This is a genomic window from Haliea sp. (assembly GCF_040221975.1).
Taxonomy (GTDB): domain Bacteria; phylum Pseudomonadota; class Gammaproteobacteria; order Pseudomonadales; family Halieaceae; genus Haliea.
The window spans coordinates 1-19,836 of the sequence record NZ_JAVJWR010000014.1 but is presented as its reverse complement, the minus strand read 5'-3'; the positions used below and the strand labels follow the sequence as shown (position 1 = coordinate 19,836).

The following is a 19,836-nucleotide window of genomic DNA, read 5'->3' as shown; positions in this document are numbered from 1 at the left end:
GCGGGTAATGAGAAAGTGTTCGAACATCGGCGGCTGGTTCCGGGCCCTGCGGCGACTGGGGCGGGATTGGTCAGCCCAGGCGGTCGCGAAGGCTATAGAATAACATGCCCGCGACCAGTCCGGGCCAGCGCAGCAGGGTGCCACCGGGGAACTGGCGCGAGGGCACCCGGGCCATCACATCGAAGCGCTCGGCGCTGCCGCTGATGGCCTCGGCCAGCAGTTTGCCCGCGAGAGTGGCAATCGGAACGCCGTGGCCGGAATAGCCATGGGCATAGAACACCTGTGAGGACAGGCGGCCGAAGTCCGGCATCCGGTTCATGGTGATGGCCAGGGTGCCGCCCCAGCCATAGTCAATGCGGGTCTCCGCCAGTTCCGGATAGACACGCAGCATGTACTTGCGGACGAAGCCCTTGATGTCGCTGGGGAAGCGTCGCGTATAGGATTCGCCGCCGCCAAACAGCAGGCGGTTGTCCGCCGACAGCTTCCAGTAGTTGATCACAAACAGGGTATCCGACATGGAGGTGTCGTCGCGGATCAGCTGCCTTGCCAGTGATTCTGGCAAGGGCTCCGTGGCCAGCATGTAGTTGTTGATTGGCATGATGCGGCCCGCGGTGCGCGGCTCGAGTTTCTCAAGGTAGCCGTTGCAGGCCAGCACCAGATAGTCGCAGGTCACGCTGCCCCTGGCGGTTGTGACAGTGACCTTGCTGCCTTCGTTGTAACCGGCCACCCGGCTGCCCTCATGCAGCTGCGCGCCCAGATCGCGCGCGGCACGGGCCAGGCCGAGGGCATAGTTGAGAGGATGCAGGTGGCGGGCACCGAGGTCCAGTGACGCACCGTGGAAGTTCTGGCCGGAGGTCATTCCGGCCAGCTCGGCGCGGTCGACGTAGCGGATCTGGTCGTAGCCGTAAACCCGGTGCAGGTGTTCAACTTCCTCCTGGAGTTCCCGCGCATCGCCGGCTTTTGATGCCACATGCAGATTGCCGTGCTTGAGCTCACAGTCGATCCCGTGGCTGTCTATCAGCTCGCAGACGGTATCCACCGCTTCCAGCCCCAGTTGCCACAGCGCTTTTGCGTGTTCCAGCCCCACCGACTTTTCCAGCTGCTCCTGGCCGGCGCGCTGGCCGGTGCCAACGTGGCCACCGTTGCGCCCGGAGGCGCCCCAGCCCATCTTGTTGGCTTCCAGCAGAACCACGCTGTAGCCGCGCTGGCGCAGGTGAATGGCGGTGGACAGGCCGGTATAGCCGCCGCCGACAATACAGACATCAGCCGTGCTGGTGCCCGCCAGTGCCGGAAATTCCAGCTGCTGGTTGGCGGTCGCGGCGTACCAGGATGCAACGTGCGCTTCATTTTCCATTGGGTCATTATACGGACAGACTTGCGCTCTGCTGCATAACACGTTAGGGGTAGCCCCCTTGCAGCATTATTTACAGTGCTGCGATACTGCTCACTCGCCACCCTGCGGAACCTTTATGAAAACCGATACCCAAGCCATTCACGAATGGCTCAAGCAGCACAAGATCTCCGAAGTGGAGTGCCTGGTGCCCGACATGACCGGCAATGCCCGGGGCAAGTTCATCCCGGCACAACAGTTCCTCAGCATGGGGGATCCGAAGCTGCCGGAAAGTATCATGATCCAGACCGTCACCGGAGAATACTCCGATGACCACTGGGACTTCGTTGAGCCGACCGATGCCGACATGGTGCTCAAGCCCGACCTGGCAACACTGCGGGTCGTGCCCTGGGCTCGTGAGCCCACCGCGCAGATCATTCACGACTGCTACAAGATGAATGGCGAGCGCCATCCACTTTCCACCCGCAACGTCCTGCGGCATATTCTGGATCTTTACGCGGCCGAGGGGTGGCAGCCGGTGGTGGCACCGGAGGTAGAGTTCTACCTGGTGGCAAAGAACACCGACCCGGACTATGAACTGATGCCGCCGAAGGGTCGTTCCGGACGCCGGGAATCGGCGCGGCTTTCCTACAGTATCGATGCGGTTGCAGAGTTCGAGGACTTCGTCGAGGACATGTATGACTACGCCGATGAACAGAAACTGCAGGTTGATACCCTGATCCACGAAAACGGCGCCGCGCAGATGGAGATCAACTTTCTTCACGGCGATGCCATGAGTCTTGCCGATCAGGTGTTCGTGTTCAAGCGCACGGTGCGGGAAACCGCGCACAAGCACGGCATGTACGCGACCTTCATGGCCAAGCCGATGCAGCGCGAGCCCGGTAGCGCCATGCACATTCACCAGAGTGTGATTCGCGCCGATACCGGCGAAAACATTTTCGCCGACAAGGACGGCAAGCACACGCCGGCCTTCCTGTCCTATATCGCAGGCCTGCAGCGCTATACTCCCGAGCTGATCAGCCTGTACGCGCCCAATGTGAATTCCTACCGCCGGCTGGCGCCGGAAATCTCTGCCCCCATCAACCTCAACTGGGGGCTGGACAACCGCACCACCGCGTTCCGCGTACCCTGGGGGCCGCCGGAGGCAACCCGGGTGGAAAACCGCTTTCCGGGCGCTGACGCCAATCCCTACCTCGCCATTGCGGCAACGCTCGCCAGTGGCTATCTGGGCATGAAACAGGGCCTCACGCCGACTCCGCCCCACCAGGGCACGGCCAATGAGGACGACGTCGAGGTTGCGCGTACCCTGGAAGAGGGTCTGCGCAACCTGCACAACACGCCGGAGCTGCAGGACATGATTGGCGACCTGTTCCTGCGCGCCTACGCCGCGGTCAAGCTGGACGAGTTCGAGGAGTTCAATCGCGTCATCAGTTCCTGGGAGCGCGAGCACCTGCTGTTGCAGGTCTGAGAGAGGGCGGCGAAGATGGTGGTGAATGGCAATATCTTTGGCAGTGACAGGCGTTATCAGCTGTTCACTGCGGTCAAGTACATCACCTATCTGCTCCTGGGTATCAACGTCTGGTTGTTCCTGCAGGAAGAGTTGCTGACACTCGCCGCCATGGGTACGGAGTCAATCCCCCGGGGCCAGTTGGTGCAGGCGTTCTCCGCCACCATCGATACCGGTGCCTGGGTCATCCTGTTGCTGCTGTTCGAGCTGGAAACCTCGGTGCTCGATGATCGCCGTATACACGGCCCGGTGCGTTGGGCGTTACACGGGATCCGTGGCCTGTGTGGTATCGCCATTGTCTATGCCTTCATTGGCTACTATGGCGAGGTGACCCCGCTGTACGACATTGCTCCCTTCCTCGGTAACGCCTGTGCGCTCGTCGACCAGTCCTGGTCCGTGCTGGTCAACCTGGATGAATTTGTCCCGCTGGACACGGCAAGCTGTGCAGCCCTGGGTGGGGAGGTCTACCAGTTGCAGGGTTTCAATGTCCTCACCAGTGCCGACAGCCTGCAAGCTGCCCAGCGCCTGGCCTGGATCGACGTGGTCAATGCCGGCGTCTGGATTCTGGTAGTGGTGGTGCTGGAAATCGAGGTGCGTCTGCAGCTGCGGGGCAAACTCTCGGCGCACATTCTGCGGCTCAACCAGTATCTCAAGACGGTGCTCTATGGTGTGCTGTTCCTGGCCGCAGCCTATTGGGGTGTGGCCGGCGATTTCCTCGATTTCTGGGATGCGTGCCTGTGGCTGTTTGCCTTCATATTCATTGAACTGAATGTGTTCGAGTGGCAGTACGAGTCGCGCCGGGATGCTGCGGTCGCTTGACTCTGCAAGCTAGAGTTTCTCGTCCAGTCCGAGGTGTTCAATACGCGGGTAGGGACGCCAATTGAAGACTTGCTGGTGATTGCAGATCAGGCAGCGGTGGTCTATGGCTCCGGTCTTGGGGTCCATGTCACCACAGGCCGACATCATGCCCTTGCCGCAGGCATCGCAGACATAATTGACCTCGATGGGCCTGACTTCGCGCTGTATTTCCGGCATTGCCTGCTACTCCTGCTTCTCTGGGGTGCCTATGCTAGCGCGACTGCCGGCACAGAAGAAGAGCTCTCTTCCGCCACCTCCGCGATCACTCCGCGCAGCCAGCTGCCGCCGTCCGCGTCCCGCAGAATGTCGCCGACGCCCCCTGGATGATGGATCCTCAGGGTACAGCGGCCCGCAGCGAGGTCGGCCGGTGCCGGCAAATCCATGGCGGACAGGGCTGAACAGACCCTGTCGGCACGGTAGGTGAAGCTGGCAACCAGATCCTGCTCACCGCCGCTGCGGGGACAGAGCGCGGCATCCAGTGCCAGCACCTGCAGCGCCATTGCGACATCGCCATGGTGGCGCTGGCAGTGATCTGCCAGCACTTGCGCCAGGACCCGGTACAACTGTTCCCTGTCCGCCAGTGCGGCCAGGTAGATGGCATTGCGATTTTCGTACAGCGACATGCGGTCGTCGGGGTCCAGGTCAACCAGCGTTGTCCGCAGGGAGTCCACCAGCGCCCGCAGGCACTCCCGCAGCAGGGGCGACACTGGTACCTCCCCCTGCAGCGCCAGCAGGCGTGTGGTTAGGGGCATGATGTGACCGTGGACCAGCAGGATGTGGGCGCTGATCAGGAAGTAGCCCTCCTCGCCCTCGCCGCGGGAAAAGCTGTGGCAGCCCACCACATATTCGCCCTTGGCCTTGCCATAACCCGCCACCGGAATGGCCTCGATCCGGTACTCCTCCCGGCGCCGGTAAAACTCGGTACCCGGCAGCAGGGTGTAGCCAAAGATGTTGATGTTGGGAAAGGTGGCGATCAGAGTGTCCAGGTTGCGCTCGAAGTCCGCGAGATTGTCCCCTGGCAGGCCCCAGATCAGCTCCGCGGCGATGGGTACACCCTGCTCCGACATCTGCCTGGCGATGGGCTGGTACTCGTTGGCGCTCATGTTCTGGCGGTTGCTCAGGCGCAGCGCCTCCGGGGTCAGGGTCTGCAGCGCCAGCTGGTAGTGCGGCAACAGCTGGGCGCGGTGCAGCAGCAGGGCGATTTCCTGCACCTGGCGGCTGTGTTTCTTGGACCAGGACGTGGCGAAGCTGCGCGGCAGGCCACTGCGCTGTTTCAGCTCCACGATCATCTGCGCCTTGGCCAGGTCCTGCTTGAGTGCGCCGAAATTGGAGTCCGCGAGCCAGATGTTGGCAATGCCGGCAGCGGTGATCTTCTCCCAGTCGTCGCGGATCCGCGCTAGCGACCACTGGTACATCTTGCTGCCAATGGCGCCGGTGCCCCATTCGCAGAAGGCGCATTTGAAGGGGCAGCCGCGGCTGGTTTCGTAGGCAATGGCGTCATAGCGGGGTGAGCCGTCCGCGTGCGTCAACTGCAGCACATCCAGCGGCGATGGGAAGCGGTCCAGTTCCCGGCAGCGCTCCCGGGCGCGCGTACGCAGCAGCTGCTCGCCGTCGAGAAATGCCAGGCCGTCGATGCCGTGCCAGGCGTTCCTGCTGTCACTGTCGAGGAACTGCTGGAACGTGACCTCGGCCTCGCCCAGGAAAATCACATCCAGGGCCTCGGTACCGAGGTAGTCCTCGGCCTGTTGCACATGGGGCCCGCCGGCGATGAGCGTCAGCTCCGGCGCCAGTGCCCGCAGTTGCCGGGCAAGGTCGAGGAACTCGGCGGCATTCCAGGTGTAGACGCTGAATCCCAGCACCGGCTCCAGGCCTGCCGCGAGCGCTTCCCGCACCCGCCCGGGGCCGGTTGTCGCCCATGCGGCCAGCCACGGGGCGATGTCCTCCGCCCGCTGGAAATGGACCAGATCGATAGCGGTCTCCTGCGCCCGGGCTCCGTAGTGGCGGTAGTAGGAAGCCAGTCCGGCGGTGGTAGTCGGGGGGGCATTGAACTGCTCCGAGTCCATGCTCAGAAGCCAGACGGGACGCTGCAAGTGGGCTGCTCCATGGCATTTTGTTTGTGGCGCAATGTAGCGAATCGGAGCATGTTTGCCTACCGGTCATTAGCAGATAAGCTGTACGCAACTGTTCGCGGAGAGCTGAGTTTGGATACGGAATTGCTGCGCACCTTTCTGGAGGTGCGCAATACCCGCCATTTTGGCCGCGCCGCCGAGAACCTGTTCATTACCCAGGCGGCGGTCAGCGCGCGTATCAAGCAGCTGGAAGAGGTGCTGGGCGCAGCCCTGTTCATCCGCCACCGCAACAATATCCAGCTCAGCAGCGAGGGAGAGCGGCTGGTGCCGCATGCGGAGACCGTGCTGCTGGCGCTGGCCCGCGCCCGCCAGGACGTCAGCCTGGGGGATGCCCGCAGCAGCCAGGTCTACCTGGGGGTCCGCATCGGTATCTGGGGCAGCGCCCTGCAACAGCGCCTGCATACCCTGCAGCGGCAAGACCCGGACCTGGCATTGCGGGTTGAAAGCCGTGAGTCAGGCGAGCTCACGCGCAAGTTGCTGGACCGCACCCTGGATCTCGCCATCGCCTACGAGCCGCCGGGGGTACCGGAACTGGAAAGCGTGGCAATCGGGCGTTTGACTCTGCGCCTGTACAGCTCCCGGCCAGAGGATACGCTGGAACAGGCCATGGCTGGCAACTATGTGTTTCTGGACTGGGGCGGTGGCTTTGCCCGCTTTCACTACAAGCGTTTTGGCGAACAGCGGCCGCCCCGCCTGCACACCAACCTCAACGACCTGGCCAGCGATTTCCTGGTGGAATTCGGCGGTGCCTGTTTCCTGCCGGCGAGCCTGCTGGATTCTCTCGCAGGCATGGGCCTGGCGCCGGTTGCCGCCGCCCCCAGTTTCAGCCGGCCCCTGAATCTCGTGTATCACAGCAGCTCACCCAAGCGTGTGCAGATCGACCGGGTGGCGCAGTATTTTCAGGGAGTTGAGGTTTAGCGGAGGAAGAAAGGAACAGGTCGCCCGGTGGGACAACCGTGGGGGGCGATTGGTGATCGGGCGGGCGCGAACAGGCGCCCGCCATCGCGGACTAGAAGTCCTCGAGCTCCAGGTCGTAGTAGCCCAGCTCCTCCCGCAAGCGGCGCTGTTCCAGGCGCTGCTCGGCACGGCGGCGCTTTGCGGCCAGACGCTGCTTTTCAGTGGAAAGAGAGACAACCTCCTCAAAGTCATCGTCTGCCATGTCCATCAGCGCCGGCTCGAAAATGTCGTCGAGGCCGTCACTGCCGGCGGGTTCCTGGGTGCGTTCAGTCATAAATCACCTCCTGATGATTTACAGCCTTGAATTTCGGCGCAATATCACTCAGTGATTTCGGCGAGTAAATCAAAATTTTATTGGATTTATAACAAAATTATTTTGTTGAGGATGCTGCTGCGCAATAGCTGCTTATGGATAGGCGGCCCGCTCCCTATCCTGGGTTCCCTGCACTCGCGGCTACGTCCCTGTAGTCTGTCATCCTTGACGGTGTTGCCAGCGGGCCGCCTGGGTTAGGTTTAGCAAAGGTCGTGCCAGTGCTGCGGGCCCCGTACACCGGGGCAGTCGGTGGCCGCGGGCGGGCCAGGGTGTCCGGTTTCATGTCGGCGGACGTGTCCGGCCGCGTCCATGCTGGCTCAGCCGCTGCCGCGCAGCCGGGTCAGAATCTCCAGGGCAACGTCCTGGGGGTCGCGCCCTGCAGTGGCGACGGTAATATCCGCGTAGCGCCGATAGAGCGGGGTGCGTTCATGGAAAATATCGGCATAGCTGTAGCCGGCCTCACTGGCGATGCCGCGGGGTGGCGCCGCGGCGACGCGGGCTTCCAGTGTCGCCATGGGTACATCGAGATAGACCACCGGCCCCGCCTGCTGCAGGCGCTGCATGATCCTGTCGCTGTAAACCACGCTGCCGCCAGTGGCGATGACACTGTGGTCCAGTGGGATCGTCAGCAGGATCTCCTCCTCCAGGGTGCGCAGGGCGATATGGCCGCGACTGTCTATGATTTCCTGCAGGGTAGCTTCCGCCTGCACCTGGATCTCCAGGTCGGTGTCATTGAAGGCCAGTCCCGAGAGTTTTGCCAGCAACACACCGACGGTACTTTTGCCGGCGCCGGGCATGCCGATCAGGCTGATGGTGCGCGCTGTGGGGGAGTCTGTGGACACGGCATGATCCTGCTGCAGGAGCGCACATTATCCATGTCGCCGCCACAGAGGCAAATACCCCGCCTTGCGCGGGGCCCGGCCTCTGGGTAGAGTGCCGGATTGCTCGCAGCCAGACACAGCCGAGGCGTTAACGATGACCCTGTTACACACTCCTCTCGACGCGCTGCATCGGGAACTCGGTGCCCGCATGGTGCCTTTCGCCGGCTACGACATGCCGGTCCAGTATCCCGCCGGTATTATCAAAGAGCATCTGCAGACCCGGGAGGCGGCCGGACTGTTCGACGTATCCCACATGGGCCAGGTGGTGCTGTCGGGTCCGGGCTCGGCTGAACTGCTGGAGACCCTGGTGCCCGCGGATGTCCTTGGCCTTGCGGACAACCGCCAGACCTACGCCCTGCTCACCAACGAGGCCGGCGGCGTGCTGGACGATCTGATTATTACCCGCTGGGGGCCGGAAACCTTTTTCCTGGTGGTGAATGCCGCCTGCAAGGAACAGGACATCGCCCATCTCCGCGCGCATTTGCGCGGTCAAACTCTTGAGGTCTTGGGGGACCAGGCCCTGCTGGCCCTGCAGGGACCTGCCGCCCGCGAGGTCATGGGCCGTCTGTGTGCGGAGACAGCGGCGCTCACGTTCATGAGTGGCGCCCGCGTCAGCATCGATGAGGTGGAACTGTACATCACCTGCTCCGGCTACACCGGTGAGGACGGCTTCGAGCTGTCCCTGCCCGCAGCGAGTGCCGACAGGGTCGCCCGCCTGCTGCTGGCGCAGCCGGAAGTTGAAGCCATTGGCCTGGGTGCCCGCGACTCCCTGCGCCTGGAAGCGGGCCTGTGTCTCTACGGGCACGAGTTGAGCGCCACCATTGATCCAGTACAGGCCGGGCTGGTCTGGTCCATCGGCAAGGCGCGGCGTCCGGGTGGCGAGCGTGCCGGTGGATTTCCCGGCGCCGAAAGGATCTTTCACCTGATCGAGCACAAGCCACCGCTGCGGCGGGTGGGCCTCGCGGTTGATGGCAAGCGCCCGGTGCGGGAGGGGCAGTCGGTGCTGGATAAGCGCGGTGAACACGTGGGAGAAATTTGCTCGGCCTGCTTTGGCGCCAGCGTGGGCGCGCCCATCGCCATCGCCTATGTGCGGCGGGATTTTGCCGACCCGGGTACGCGGCTGGTCGTGGATGTACGCGGCAAGCCGGTCGCGGTCACTGTGGCGAAGATGCCCTTCGTGGCCCAGCGCTATTTCCGCGGCTGAGTTTGCTCCGGGTCAGTGCGCCCAGGCGCGCAGACCCCGGAACTGTTGTGACAGGTAGTCCATCTGGTCCGCCAGTACCCGCTCCTTGGCAAGGAAATGCCACTCCCAGGTATTGGGTCGGAACGGCACCGCGAGCAGCGGCATGCCGGCCTCTTCCGGGGTGCGATTGTCCTTCGCCCAGTTGCAGCGGCGGCAGGCGGCAACCACATTCTCCCAGCGGTCGCGACCGCCGCGGGAAGTGGGCAGGACATGGTCGCGGGTCAGTTCGGCGCGGTGAAATTGCTGGCCGCAGTAGAGACAGCGGTGATCATCCCGGCGGAACAGGGTGCGGTTGCACAATGGCAGGCTGAAGTTGCTGCGGACCCGGCCCTGCAGGGCGATGATGGGCTGCAGATCAATGCGGGAGCGCAGGCCGGTGAGGCGCTGGACTCCGCCCATGATTGGTGGCAACGGATCGCCGACGCCGTAGAGGACGTCACCGCGGGCGTAGGCGGATACGGCTTCGTGGGCTGTGATCCAGCCCCGTGGTTGACCCGCTACGTCCAGTTTCAGGATGTGTTGCATGGGCGGCCACTCCGTGGTTTGCCTTAAACTACTGGAAAAGTGTGGCTTTCACAATCCTGCACAGTGTGTAAGCTGCAAGGGAGTCATGGTGCGTGCGTACGCCGCTCTGGTTTGGAGTTCGTGTGCGCAGTTTGAAAAATACAGCAGAGGGTCGGCGGTGACGGTGCAGTGGATGTGGCTTGGCGCGACTGTTGTGCTGGTGTTGGCTACCCTGCTGCCGCTGTCACGCATCACCGCCTGGTGGATTCGTGGCCTGGACTTTCCCCGCCTGCAGCTGTCGACGCTCGCCGCAGCGTTGCTTTGCACCGGCGGGGTGATCGGTCAGCTGCACGGCTTTACCGCCCTGACGCTCACCGGTCTGGTCCTGTGTGCCGGATGCATCATTTTCCATGCCTGGTGGATTATTCCCTACACCCGCCTGTGGCCACGGGAAGTTCTGGATGCCGATGGCGCGACTCCCTGCCTGCGTCTGCTGACCGCCAATGTCCTGACCTCGAACCGGCAGACGGAACGGTTCCTCGAACTGGTACGCGAGAACGATCCGGATATTTTTATCACGCTGGAATCCGATTCCCGCTGGCAGGATTGTCTGGACACGCTGGAGGGCGACTATCCGTTCACCGTCAAGGTGCCGCTGGACAACCTCTATGGCATGCACCTGTACTCCCGGCTGCCGCTCAGTGACACCGAGGTAGCCTACCTCGTGGAGCGCGACATACCGTCAATCCACGCCAAAGTGCAGCTATCGGACACGGTTACCCTGCGGCTGCATGTACTGCATCCGGCGCCGCCCAGTCCCACCGAGAACGAGGAGTCCACGGAGCGCGATGCAGAGTTGGTGGTGGTGGCGCAATCGGTGGCGGAGGAGAGCGGTCCTGTCGTGGTGACCGGCGATCTCAACGACGTCGCCTGGTCCACTACCACGCGCCTGTTTCGCAAGATCAGCGGCCTGCTCGATCCGCGGGTCGGTCGCGGCATGTTCAATACCTTCCACGCCGAGCATAAATTGCTGCGCTGGCCCCTGGACCATCTGTACCACAGCGATCACTTTACGGTCAGCGAACTGCGCCGCTTGCCGACCTTCGGTTCGGACCACTTCCCGCTGCTGGTTGAGCTGTGCTATCAGCCCGTGCGGGGTGATGCCCAAGAGGGGCTGGATGAAGACGCGGAGGGTCGGGAATTGGCGCAGGAAAAAGTCGCGGCTGAACCCGTTACCGCCGGGGATGTGCCCGAACCAGGCCGCTAGCCCGCAGCCTCCCGCTCAATGCGCTGTCCAGCTGGCTTCCACCAGGGCGACGCCATTGCCCAGTACGCGCCCTTGAAAACGCTGGCCGGCGAGGATTTCGCCCACACCCGCCGGGGTCCCGGTCATGACAATGTCGCCGTCCTCCAGGGTCATGAAGCCGGCCAGGTTGTCGAGAATACTCTGCGGCGAATACAGCATCAGCGGCACGCCCCCCTGCTGTCGCAGTTCGCCGTCCACGCGCAGTTCCAGTGAGAGTTGCTCGACCGGCAGCGTCAGCGGCACGAACTCGCTGCACAGGGCGGCACCGTCGAAGGCCTTGGCGCGCTCCCAGGGCAGGCCCTTCGCCTTCAGCTGCGACTGCAGGCCGCGCTTGGTCAGGTCGAGGCCGAAGCCCACGGCGGCCAGCTGTCCGTCCTCGACCAGAAACGCGATTTCACCCTCGTAGTGCAGAGGTTCACCGCGGGCGGCGTACAGGGTGTCGCCGAGGGCCGAGTTGGGCTTGAGGAATACGACCATGTCCTCGGGCAGCTCGTTGCCCAGCTCTTCGATATGGGCCACGTAGTTGCGGCCAATGCAGACGATCTTGGAGGGCACAATGGCGCGGCCCCGGCAGTGAATTATGCGCACAAAAAGGGTCCCCGATGCAGTTTGGCGTAATGGCTGTGGCATCATAGCGCGGTCGTCGGTGCCGGCGACAGCCTGCATCGCCAGGTAGTGCAAACAGGGAGTAACGATGGAACTTGTAACCGAATGGGGGCCGCTGGTGCTGGCAATGCTGGCCACGGGTATTGTCGCCGGCCTCATGGCGGGCCTGCTGGGCGTGGGTGGCGGCATTGTCATCGTGCCGGTGCTGGACACGGCCCTGGGAACCCTGGGGGTTGATCCCGCCATCCGCATGCACATCGCGGTTGCGACCTCGCTGGCGACCATCATCCTCACCTCGGTGTCATCGGCCCGCGCCCACCACCAGCGCGGGTCCGTGGACTTTGGCCTGGCGCGCAGCTGGGGCGGCTACATCCTGCTGGGCGCTGTCTTCGGTGCCTGGCTGGCTTCGCGCCTGCACAGCAACGTGCTGGCGCTGATCTTCGGCTCGGTGGCGGTACTGCTGGGCCTGCGCATGTTGCTGTTCGGGGGGCGCAATCCGCAGCCCGCGCGGGAGATACCCGCGGGCATGGCGATCCGCCTGGTACCCTTCGGGATCGGTGGCCTGTCCAGCATGATGGGCATCGGTGGCGGTACTTTCAGCGTACCGGTGCTGACGCTGCTCGGGCACACCATTCACCGGGCGGTGGGTACTTCGGCCCTGTTTGGCCTGCTGATCAGCGTCCCCGGAGCTGTGGCCTTCGTGGTGACGGGTTGGGGCGACCCGCGCCTGCCACCGGCCAGCCTGGGCTTTGTCAATCTGCTGGGACTGGCCTGCATCGCGCCGGCGACCATCCTGGCCGCGCCTCAGGGCGCGCGCATTGCCCACCGCATGAACGCACGCCAGCTGAACCTGGCGTTTGGAGTTTTCCTGCTGCTGGTATCCGGGAGGATGTTGTACCGGGCGCTGTGACCGGGTCCGCGGGGGCGTTGGTCAGCGCAACAGCAACAGGGTAATGTCGCTGTGGCTGAGCATGCGGGTGGTGTTGCTGCCAACGAAGAACTGGCGTATGCGGGAATGGCCCCAGGCGCCCATGACCATCAGGTCAATATCGTTGTCGCGGTGATACTGGCCCAGGGCGGCCTGGACCTCGCCCTCCACGGTGGCGGTGGTGACCTCGAAGCCGGCGCCCGCGAGGGTGTCGCGCGCCTGCCCGATCTGCCGTGTCTGCTCGGCCGACAGCGGACCCACGGTGACCAGATGGCACGGCAGGCCTGCCAGCAGTGGGCTGTTGGCGACCAGGTTCAGGGCCTTGGACGCAGTGGCACTGCCGTCATAGGCGATCATGAATTGCCTGGGAGCGACAAACTCCCGCATCACCACCATGATCGGCCGGTGCACGCTGCGCACCACGCTTTCCAGGTGTGAGCCAATCGTGTGCGCGGCAATGTCATGGTCCTCACCCAGGCGGCCCATGACCAGCAGACGGGTGTCCTCCTCCAGGTCGCGCAGGGCATCGACCAGGTCACCGTGGCGCTGTTTGCGTATCACATTCCGGGCGCCCGCCTTCAGGGCGACCGTTTCCGCATCCTGCAGCAGGTGCTTGCCGTGCTCCAGCGCCAGTTTCTCCCGGCGCTCGTCCAGCGCGGTCAGCTCTTCCAGCAGCTGTTCGCGGCTGCCGAGACCAATCGCACCGGACAGGTCCTGCACCGGCGGCGCCGAGGGTCTTTCCAGTACGTGCAACAGCATCAGGGGGGTGTCCAGCCGGCTGCTGGCCCAGGTACTGGCGACAGTGACACAGCGGGCGCTGGCGGAGCCATCGATACAGGCGACAATGTTATTCATGTTATTACTCCCGATCCCTAGTGGCCGGACATCAGTTTCTCGATGGCTTCCGGCTTGTCGTGCACGCCGAAGCGGTCGACGATGGTGGCACTGGCCGCGTTCATCCCGACCAGGTTGACCTCGGCGCCCTCGCGACGGAACTTGATCACCACCTTGTCCAGGGCCGATACCGCGGTAATGTCCCAGAAATGCGCGCTGGACACATCGATAGTGACACGCTCCAGTGCCTCTTTGAAGTCGAAAGCGTCGATGAAGCCGTCCGCGGTGGCAAAGAACACCTGGCCCACGACCGTATAGATCCGGTGGCCATCACTGTCATCCACTGACTTCACCAGCATGAAACGGCTGATCTTGTTGGCGAAGAACAGCGCGGCCAGAAGAACGCCCACCAGCACTCCCAGCGCCAGGTTGTGCGTGCCGACCACCACCACAACCGTCGCCACCATGACGATGCTCGAGGATAACGGGTGGTGCTTCAGGTTGCGGATGGAGTCCCAGGAGAAGGTGCCGATGGCGACCATGATCATCACCGCCACCAGTGCCGCCATGGGGATTTGCTTGAGCCACTCCCCCATGAACACCACCATCAGCAGCAGGAAAACGCCGGCGGCGAAGCAGGACAGGCGGCCGCGACCACCGGATTTCACATTGATCACCGACTGCCCGATCATGGCGCAGCCCGCCATGCCGCCGAGCAGGCCGGAACCGATGTTGGCGATGCCCTGGCCTTTGCACTCCCGGTTCTTGTCGCTCTCGGTGTCGGTGAGGTCGTCGACGATGGTGGCGGTCATCATCGACTCCAGCAGACCGACCACGGCGAGCGCGGCGGCGTAGGGGAAGATGATGGCGAGGGTGTCCAGGTTCAGTGGCACGTCCGGCCACAGGAACACCGGCAGAGTATCCGGCAGATCGCCCATATCACCCACGGTGCGAATGTCCAGCTGCAGCAGGATCGCTGCGGCGGTCAGCGCCAGGATACAGATCAGTGGTGAAGGCACCAGCTTGCCGACTGCGGGCAGCAGGGGGAACAGGTAGATGATGCCGAGGCCGGCAGCGGTCATGGCGTAGACATGCCAGCTGACGCCGGTCAGCTCGGGGATCTGTGCGAGGAAGATCAGGATCGCCAGGGCATTGACGAACCCGGTCACCACCGAGCGGGAGACGAAGCGCATCAGTGACCCCAGGCGAAGAAATCCCGCCAGGATCTGCAGCATCCCGGTGAGTACTGTGGCCGCCAGCAGATACTCCAGGCCGTGTTCCCGCACCAGGGTAATCATCAGCAGCGCCATGGCGCCGGTGGCGGCAGAGATCATCCCGGGCCGGCCGCCGGTGAAGGCGATGACCACGGCGATGCAAAACGAGGCGTAGAGGCCGACCCTGGGGTCGACGCCGGCGATGATGGAGAAGGCGATGGCCTCGGGGATCAGGGCAAGTGCAACGACGAGTCCGGCGAGCAGGTCGCCGCGGATGTTGCCGAACCAGTCCTGTTTGAGCGTAGCAAGCATGGCAGAGAGTCTTTGGGGGAGTCAGCGGGAACCGCAAAGCAAACTGGCGCCGTGCAGGGCTGCGCGGCGTCGGCGGTTGGCGATCATGGAAGGCGCGGGATTATCTGCGAAATGGCGGCCCGATGCCACCGGGCTGTGAACTTGTACCGGTATCGCCGCCCGGGGGCCGATGGTCCGCGCCCTCAAGCCTTGCGGTCGCTGGACTGTTGCGCCTGCACCGCCAGGGTCAGGGCCTGCAGCTGCGCCTGCACTGCGTCGAGCTGGTGGACAATGCGGTCGCGCTCGTCGTGGGCCTGCTGGGCCGCGCGGGCGTTCTGTTCCGAGGTCATGACCTCCAGAATCGCGCCCACCATCATGTTGAGGAAGATGAAAGCGGTCAGGAAAATAAAGGTCAGATAGTAGATCCAGCTCAGGGGGTAGGATTCCATGGTCGCGTACATGACATCGGTCCAGTCCTCGAAGGTCGCGACCCGGAACAGGGTCAGCATGGCGACCGCGACATCACCCCAGAGATTCTCGTCAATGTCGGCGAAGAACATGGAGCCGATGGCAGCGTAGATGTAGAAAATGATGAACATCAGCAGGGCGATATAGCCCATCCGCGGTATCGCCTTGAGCAGCGAGTTGATCAGGAAGCGCAGCTCCGGTACCACTGAAACCAGACGCAGTACCCGGAATACCCGCAGCAGGCGCCCCAACAGTACCGCCTCGGAGTTGTCCAGCGGAATCAGGCTGCCGATCACCACTATGGTGTCGAAAATGTTCCAGCCGTCGAGGAAGAAACGCCGCTTGTGCGGACAGGCGACAAAGCGAAACAGGATTTCCAGCAGGAAGAAGACGGTAATCGCGGTGTCGAGCACACCCAGGGTACGTTCCACCCAGGGGCTGAGCTCATAGGTCTTGGCGCCGATGGTCAGTGCCGAGAGGATGATAATAGCGATGACCGCGCCCTGGAACAGGCGGCTGGATTCGATCCGGCGCAGGATGCTGGAGCCGGAGGACGATAGTGTTGCGGGAGGCATGGGGGTATCTGCTCGTGCCAGAGTCCGGGAGCGGGGAAGTGTAGTGCGACGCCACTATTTTTGCGAGCTATTGCCAATTGCAGCTGCTCAAGCCGCGCGCTGACCGGGATTTGGCGTATGCTTTGATGGAAAATCGATGGCCCGGGCGTCGTTGCTGCCCCGGAGCGCTGGTTGGCCCGAGCGCAGTGTGGCTTTGAATCCCCGAGGCGAAGAGTGAGCACAGTTCCCCCCAGCAGAAGTCGGACGATCTGGCTGCGTGACACCCTGGCGCGCTCGCGCAAGGACGCGGTCTCCAGCTCGGTGATGACCGGGATCTGCGACAACTATCTCGGAGCGTTCGCGGTGTCGCTGCGCGCCAGCCTGTCGCAAATGGGCTGGCTGCTGGCCGCGCCCCAACTCGCCGGTGCCGTGTTCCAGCTGCTGTCGGTGTGGCTGTGCCCGCGCTTTTCCCGCCGCCGAGCCATTGTCACCGGGGTGGTGCTGCAGGCACTGTCGGTGTTGGGGATGGCGGTGATAGCGCTGCTGCGCCCGCCGGATGCGGTCACCTGGCTGATCCTGCTGGCCATTGTCTACCAGGCCAGCGCGAATTTCGTGCAGCCGCAGTGGCGCGGCTGGATGGGCAGTGTCGTGCCGCCGCGCCGCCGCGGGGCGTTTTTTGCCGGCCGCACCCGCCTGACCATGATAACCAGCTTCACCGTATTTGCCGGCGGCGGTGTGCTGCTGGGTATCTTCCAGCGCTACGAACTGGCCTGGGCCTGCTTTGGCGGCCTGTTCCTGCTGGCGACCGCGGGCCGGGCAGCATCGGCCTGGCAGCTGCGCCGAATGCACGACCCCGATCACAGCGGCAGCGCCGGTGCGATCTCCTTTTCCGCCACCCTGGGTCGAATCCGGGAAGCGTTCCACGACAAGACTTTTTGCCAATACAGCCTGTTCATCGCCGGGATGCAGTCCGCGGTGGCCATCTCCGCGCCGTTCTTCAGTGTCTACATGCTGCGGGATCTGCATTACAGCTACTGGCAGTTTGCGGCCAACACCGGCATCGCTATCCTCACCCAGTTCTTCACCCTGTCGACCTGGGGCCGGATCTGTGATCGCTGGGGCAACCGCTGGGTGATGGTGACCAGCAGCCTGCTGATCCCGGTGGTGCCGGCGCTGTGGCTGGTGTCCAGTGACTTCTACTACCTGCTTGTTGTGCAGGTACTGTCGGGCCTCGCCTGGGGCGGGTTTACCCTGAGCACCGCCAACTACCTGTACGATCTGCGCCCGCCGCGGGCGGACTTCGCCAGCTATGCTGCGGTGCAGGCCGCCCTGGGAGCCGTGGGAATTTTTGCGGGGGCCCTGTTCGGGGGTTACCTGGCCACGGCGCTGCCGGACATGGTGCTCTGGCTGCCGGAGTGCTGGCAGCCGCTGCATTCAGTGGTGCTGATCTTCCTGGTCTCGGCCCTGCTGCGGCTGGCGATTGTCGCCTGGTTCATCCCGCGCTCGGTGGAGCTGCGGGTGCGTCAGCGCCCGGATCTGCTGCAGGTGGTGTACCGGATATCGCGGTTTACTCCCGGGGCCGGGATCGTCCTGGACTGGCTGACTGTAACCCGCAAACGCCGGGACTGATCTCGGCTATACTGCCAAAAGGGTGTCATCCGGCACCCCGGAATGGTCGGGAGGCGTGGTCGCATGCATCAACTGAGTGGGCTGGATGCCACTTTTCTATACGCAGAAATGAACAATTCGCCGATGCACATCGCGCCGCTGCTGATCTATGACCCCTCGACCACCGGCGCCGAAGTGGTGCGGTTCAAGGATATCCTCAACACCTTTGCCAGCCGCCTGCACCGCTCTCCGGTGTTCAAGCGCAAGCTGGCCATGGTCCCGCTCAACCTGGACCAGCCCTACTGGGTGGAAGACGATAATTTTGATCTGGAATTCCATGTCCGCCACATCGCCCTGCCCAAGCCCGGCGACTGGCGCCAGCTGTCGATTCTGGTGGCGCGCCTGCACGCTCGCCCCCTGGATCGCTCCCGTCCCCTGTGGGAGGCCTACATCATCGAGGGCCTGGACAATGTCGAGGGCTTGCCCAAGGGCTGCTTCGCCATGTTTCTCAAGATCCACCACGCGGCGATTGATGGCGCCTCGGGGGTGGAGATCATCTCGGCTCTGCACGACCTTAGCCCCAATCCGCCGCCGCCGCGGCAGGAGGCCGCCCCGGTACTCGATCCGGGTCCCAGCAGGGTGGAAATGCTCTGGCGGGCCTACAAGGTGAACATGTGGGCCCCGTTCCGCCTCGCCCGCCTGGTAACCGAAGGTATTCCCGCCTGGCGGCGGGTGCACGAGGGTGTAAAGGCAAGGAAGTTCCGGACGCTGGGGGACAAGGAGCATACACGCTTTAATGCGGCTGTGTCCCCGCACCGGGTCTCCGGTGCGGCTGACTTCGACCTCGGCGTGATCCGAAAAATGAAGGATGGGGTGCCCGGCGCCACGGTCAACGATGTCATCCTCAGTATTGTCGGTGGCTCCCTGCGCAACTATCTACTGGACAAGGGGGAACTGCCGGAGGGCAGCCTGGTGGCCGGGGCGCCGGTCAATGTTCGCAGAAGCGACGATGCATCTGCCGCGGGCAACCAGGTGTCGATGATGGTTATTGCCCTGCGCACGGACATCGCCGGCGCCCGTGAGCGCCTGCAGGCGGTACACGAGGGCGCGGTCAGCTCCAAGGCCTATCACGAGGCAGTGGGCGCGCGGCTGATGACGGACATGACCCAGAGCCTGCCGGCGGAGCTGGCGGCGCTGGGGGTGCGCGCGGCCCTGGGGTCCGGGCTGATGGCGGGGATGAAGCCGATCTTCAATACCATCGTGACCAATGTGCCCGGCCCGCAGGTGCCGCTGTACATGGGCGGTGCCCAGGTGGTGCGCAGCTACGGCCTCGGGCCCTGCATCGACAATATGGGCCTGTTCCATGCGGTAACCAGCTATAACGGACAGATCGCAGTGTCGTTCCAGGCCTGCCGGGAAATGATGCCGGATCCGGGTTTCTATGAGCAGTGCCTGTACGCCGCTTACTCCGCTCTGCAAGCGGAGGTGCTGGGCAAGCCGAAGGCCGGGAAGCCGGCACAGCGCAAGGCGCGAACCAAATCCGCGACCAGTGCCGCGGCGAAAGCTTCGGGTAAAGCCCGGGTGGCGGCCAAGCCCAAGCCCAAGCCCAAGCCCAAGCCCAAAGCCAAGGCCAAGGCCAAGCCCAAGGCCAAGGCCACGGCCAAGGCCACGGCCACGGCCACGGCCAAGCCCAAGCCCAAGCCCAAGCCCAAGCCCAAGCCCAAGCCCAAGCCCAAGCCCACGGCCAAGGTGACAGCAGCCAGGCCCAAGACGGGGGGTCGCAGCAAAGCGGTCGCCAGGCCGAAGCTGGCCGCGCGCAGGTAATCCGCAGTTGCATGAATTCATCGGCATACAGTGATGTACCGCCTTTTTTCAAGGTTCAGTGTCCTGCTCATCCCCCATGGGCGGCCCTCACCGCAGGCGATCCGGAATCAGGAGAAAGCGGCAAAGCAGGTAGAACAGGCCACTCCTGGGCGCCTGGCCGTTGTCTGATGTTAGTAAAATTGAGGAAATAAGTGGGGAGAGTTGCGGCCGGGTGAGAGTTCGCCCCCCGGGTTTGGCCTCCCGCGTGCGGCGTGGTCGAATTTGATGAAACGCGGTCCTTGGGGTTGTGCTGCGGCGTGGCTAATATACTGTGTATCCATGGGTCTTCCCCGAATCGTGTGGAAACGTAGTGTTCCCCTCCCATCTTGGGTATGGTTTATCCATCATTCCTTTTTCTATTTTGGGCGATGGACGAAGTTACCCTTTATGAACGTATCCTCGGCATTTCCGATCCCTGGTT

At 63.5% G+C, this 19,836-nt stretch carries 18 protein-coding genes; 8 read left to right on the top strand and 10 right to left on the bottom strand.

What is annotated here, in order from left to right:
* Positions 1-70: 70 nt before the first annotated feature.
* Positions 71-1,354, bottom strand: a complete 1,284-nt coding sequence (locus tag RLO07_RS05035; RefSeq protein WP_462291041.1) for an NAD(P)/FAD-dependent oxidoreductase — start codon at positions 1,352-1,354, stop codon at positions 71-73.
* A gap of 115 nt (positions 1,355-1,469) precedes the next feature.
* On the opposite strand from RLO07_RS05035, the gene RLO07_RS05030 reads away from it, so the two are divergent.
* Positions 1,470-2,819, top strand: coding sequence for a glutamine synthetase family protein (locus RLO07_RS05030; RefSeq protein WP_462291040.1), 1,350 nt, complete (start codon positions 1,470-1,472; stop codon positions 2,817-2,819).
* 15 nt (positions 2,820-2,834) lie between these two features.
* Entirely contained in the window at positions 2,835-3,677 is an 843-nt protein-coding gene (locus tag RLO07_RS05025; protein WP_462291039.1) for a hypothetical protein, read from the top strand.
* A gap of 9 nt (positions 3,678-3,686) precedes the next feature.
* Here the strand turns inward: RLO07_RS05025 and RLO07_RS05020 are convergent, their stop codons facing one another.
* Both RLO07_RS05020 and RLO07_RS05015 read right to left on the bottom strand, forming a co-directional pair.
* Positions 3,687-3,893: a type II citrate synthase gene (locus tag RLO07_RS05020; RefSeq protein WP_462291038.1), complete on the bottom strand. Its 207-nt coding sequence runs from the start codon at positions 3,891-3,893 to the stop codon at positions 3,687-3,689.
* 29 nt (positions 3,894-3,922) lie between these two features.
* A complete protein-coding gene (locus tag RLO07_RS05015) occupies positions 3,923-5,806 on the bottom strand; it encodes a B12-binding domain-containing radical SAM protein (protein ID WP_462291037.1) in 1,884 nt (627 codons plus the stop codon).
* 111 nt (positions 5,807-5,917) lie between these two features.
* Between RLO07_RS05015 and RLO07_RS05010 the strand changes: the two genes are divergently transcribed.
* Positions 5,918-6,763 carry a LysR family transcriptional regulator gene (locus tag RLO07_RS05010; RefSeq protein ID WP_462291036.1) on the top strand — a complete coding sequence of 282 codons (846 nt, stop codon included), beginning with the start codon at positions 5,918-5,920 and terminating at the stop codon, positions 6,761-6,763.
* Between the two features lie 91 nt (positions 6,764-6,854).
* Here RLO07_RS05010 and RLO07_RS05005 read toward each other — a convergent pair whose 3' ends face one another.
* A complete protein-coding gene (locus RLO07_RS05005; RefSeq protein ID WP_462291035.1) occupies positions 6,855-7,076 on the bottom strand; it encodes a PA3496 family putative envelope integrity protein in 222 nt (73 codons plus the stop codon).
* Between the two features lie 356 nt (positions 7,077-7,432).
* Complete coding sequence (locus tag RLO07_RS05000) at positions 7,433-7,957, bottom strand: shikimate kinase (protein WP_462291034.1); 525 nt, start codon at positions 7,955-7,957, stop codon at positions 7,433-7,435.
* A 133-nt stretch (positions 7,958-8,090) separates the two neighbouring features.
* Between RLO07_RS05000 and gcvT the strand changes: the two genes are divergently transcribed.
* Positions 8,091-9,200, top strand: a complete 1,110-nt coding sequence (gene gcvT / locus RLO07_RS04995) for a glycine cleavage system aminomethyltransferase GcvT (protein ID WP_462291033.1) — start codon at positions 8,091-8,093, stop codon at positions 9,198-9,200.
* 12 nt (positions 9,201-9,212) lie between these two features.
* On the opposite strand, the gene RLO07_RS04990 is transcribed toward gcvT, so the two are convergent.
* On the bottom strand, positions 9,213-9,764 hold the full coding sequence (locus tag RLO07_RS04990) for an HNH endonuclease (RefSeq protein WP_462291032.1): 552 nt from the start codon (positions 9,762-9,764) through the stop codon (positions 9,213-9,215).
* 157 nt (positions 9,765-9,921) lie between these two features.
* On the opposite strand from RLO07_RS04990, the gene RLO07_RS04985 reads away from it, so the two are divergent.
* Entirely contained in the window at positions 9,922-11,010 is a 1,089-nt protein-coding gene (locus RLO07_RS04985; protein WP_462291031.1) for an endonuclease/exonuclease/phosphatase family protein, read from the top strand.
* 15 nt (positions 11,011-11,025) lie between these two features.
* Here the strand turns inward: RLO07_RS04985 and RLO07_RS04980 are convergent, their stop codons facing one another.
* A complete protein-coding gene (locus RLO07_RS04980; protein ID WP_462291030.1) occupies positions 11,026-11,637 on the bottom strand; it encodes a fumarylacetoacetate hydrolase family protein in 612 nt (203 codons plus the stop codon).
* Positions 11,638-11,743: 106 nt separating this feature from the next.
* On the opposite strand from RLO07_RS04980, the gene RLO07_RS04975 reads away from it, so the two are divergent.
* On the top strand, positions 11,744-12,565 hold the full coding sequence (locus RLO07_RS04975; protein ID WP_462291029.1) for a sulfite exporter TauE/SafE family protein: 822 nt from the start codon (positions 11,744-11,746) through the stop codon (positions 12,563-12,565).
* Between the two features lie 21 nt (positions 12,566-12,586).
* On the opposite strand, the gene RLO07_RS04970 is transcribed toward RLO07_RS04975, so the two are convergent.
* The 3 genes from RLO07_RS04970 to RLO07_RS04960 all read right to left on the bottom strand — a co-directional run bounded on the left by RLO07_RS04970 (position 12,587) and on the right by RLO07_RS04960 (position 15,965).
* Complete coding sequence (locus RLO07_RS04970; protein ID WP_462291028.1) at positions 12,587-13,438, bottom strand: universal stress protein; 852 nt, start codon at positions 13,436-13,438, stop codon at positions 12,587-12,589.
* A 17-nt stretch (positions 13,439-13,455) separates the two neighbouring features.
* Positions 13,456-14,943 carry a SulP family inorganic anion transporter gene (locus tag RLO07_RS04965; protein ID WP_462291027.1) on the bottom strand — a complete coding sequence of 496 codons (1,488 nt, stop codon included), beginning with the start codon at positions 14,941-14,943 and terminating at the stop codon, positions 13,456-13,458.
* A gap of 182 nt (positions 14,944-15,125) precedes the next feature.
* Positions 15,126-15,965 (bottom strand): ion transporter, encoded by an 840-nt coding sequence (locus RLO07_RS04960; RefSeq protein ID WP_462291026.1) that lies wholly within the window; start codon positions 15,963-15,965, stop codon positions 15,126-15,128.
* 213 nt (positions 15,966-16,178) lie between these two features.
* On the opposite strand from RLO07_RS04960, the gene RLO07_RS04955 reads away from it, so the two are divergent.
* Positions 16,179-17,573, top strand: a complete 1,395-nt coding sequence (locus RLO07_RS04955) for an MFS transporter (RefSeq protein WP_462291025.1) — start codon at positions 16,179-16,181, stop codon at positions 17,571-17,573.
* Positions 17,574-17,636: 63 nt separating this feature from the next.
* On the top strand, positions 17,637-19,376 hold the full coding sequence (locus RLO07_RS04950) for a WS/DGAT/MGAT family O-acyltransferase (RefSeq protein WP_462291024.1): 1,740 nt from the start codon (positions 17,637-17,639) through the stop codon (positions 19,374-19,376).
* Positions 19,377-19,836: the final 460 nt, after the last annotated feature.

Excerpts from the sequence above, each read along its gene's own strand:
- gcvT (WP_462291033.1), top strand. The coding sequence starts at position 8,091 with ATGACCCTGTTACACACTCCTCTCGACGCGCTGCATCGGGAACTCGGT.
- RLO07_RS05025 (WP_462291039.1), top strand. The coding sequence starts at position 2,835 with ATGGTGGTGAATGGCAATATCTTTGGCAGTGACAGGCGTTATCAGCTG.
- RLO07_RS05005 (WP_462291035.1), bottom strand. The coding sequence starts at position 7,076 with ATGACTGAACGCACCCAGGAACCCGCCGGCAGTGACGGCCTCGACGAC.
- RLO07_RS04965 (WP_462291027.1), bottom strand. The coding sequence starts at position 14,943 with ATGCTTGCTACGCTCAAACAGGACTGGTTCGGCAACATCCGCGGCGAC.
- RLO07_RS05020 (WP_462291038.1), bottom strand. The coding sequence starts at position 3,893 with ATGCCGGAAATACAGCGCGAAGTCAGGCCCATCGAGGTCAATTATGTC.
- RLO07_RS04990 (WP_462291032.1), bottom strand. The coding sequence starts at position 9,764 with ATGCAACACATCCTGAAACTGGACGTAGCGGGTCAACCACGGGGCTGG.
- RLO07_RS04960 (WP_462291026.1), bottom strand. The coding sequence starts at position 15,965 with ATGCCTCCCGCAACACTATCGTCCTCCGGCTCCAGCATCCTGCGCCGG.
- RLO07_RS05030 (WP_462291040.1), top strand. The coding sequence starts at position 1,470 with ATGAAAACCGATACCCAAGCCATTCACGAATGGCTCAAGCAGCACAAG.
- RLO07_RS04970 (WP_462291028.1), bottom strand. The coding sequence starts at position 13,438 with ATGAATAACATTGTCGCCTGTATCGATGGCTCCGCCAGCGCCCGCTGT.
- RLO07_RS05035 (WP_462291041.1), bottom strand. The coding sequence starts at position 1,354 with ATGGAAAATGAAGCGCACGTTGCATCCTGGTACGCCGCGACCGCCAAC.
- RLO07_RS04950 (WP_462291024.1), top strand. The coding sequence starts at position 17,637 with ATGCATCAACTGAGTGGGCTGGATGCCACTTTTCTATACGCAGAAATG.
- RLO07_RS04975 (WP_462291029.1), top strand. The coding sequence starts at position 11,744 with ATGGAACTTGTAACCGAATGGGGGCCGCTGGTGCTGGCAATGCTGGCC.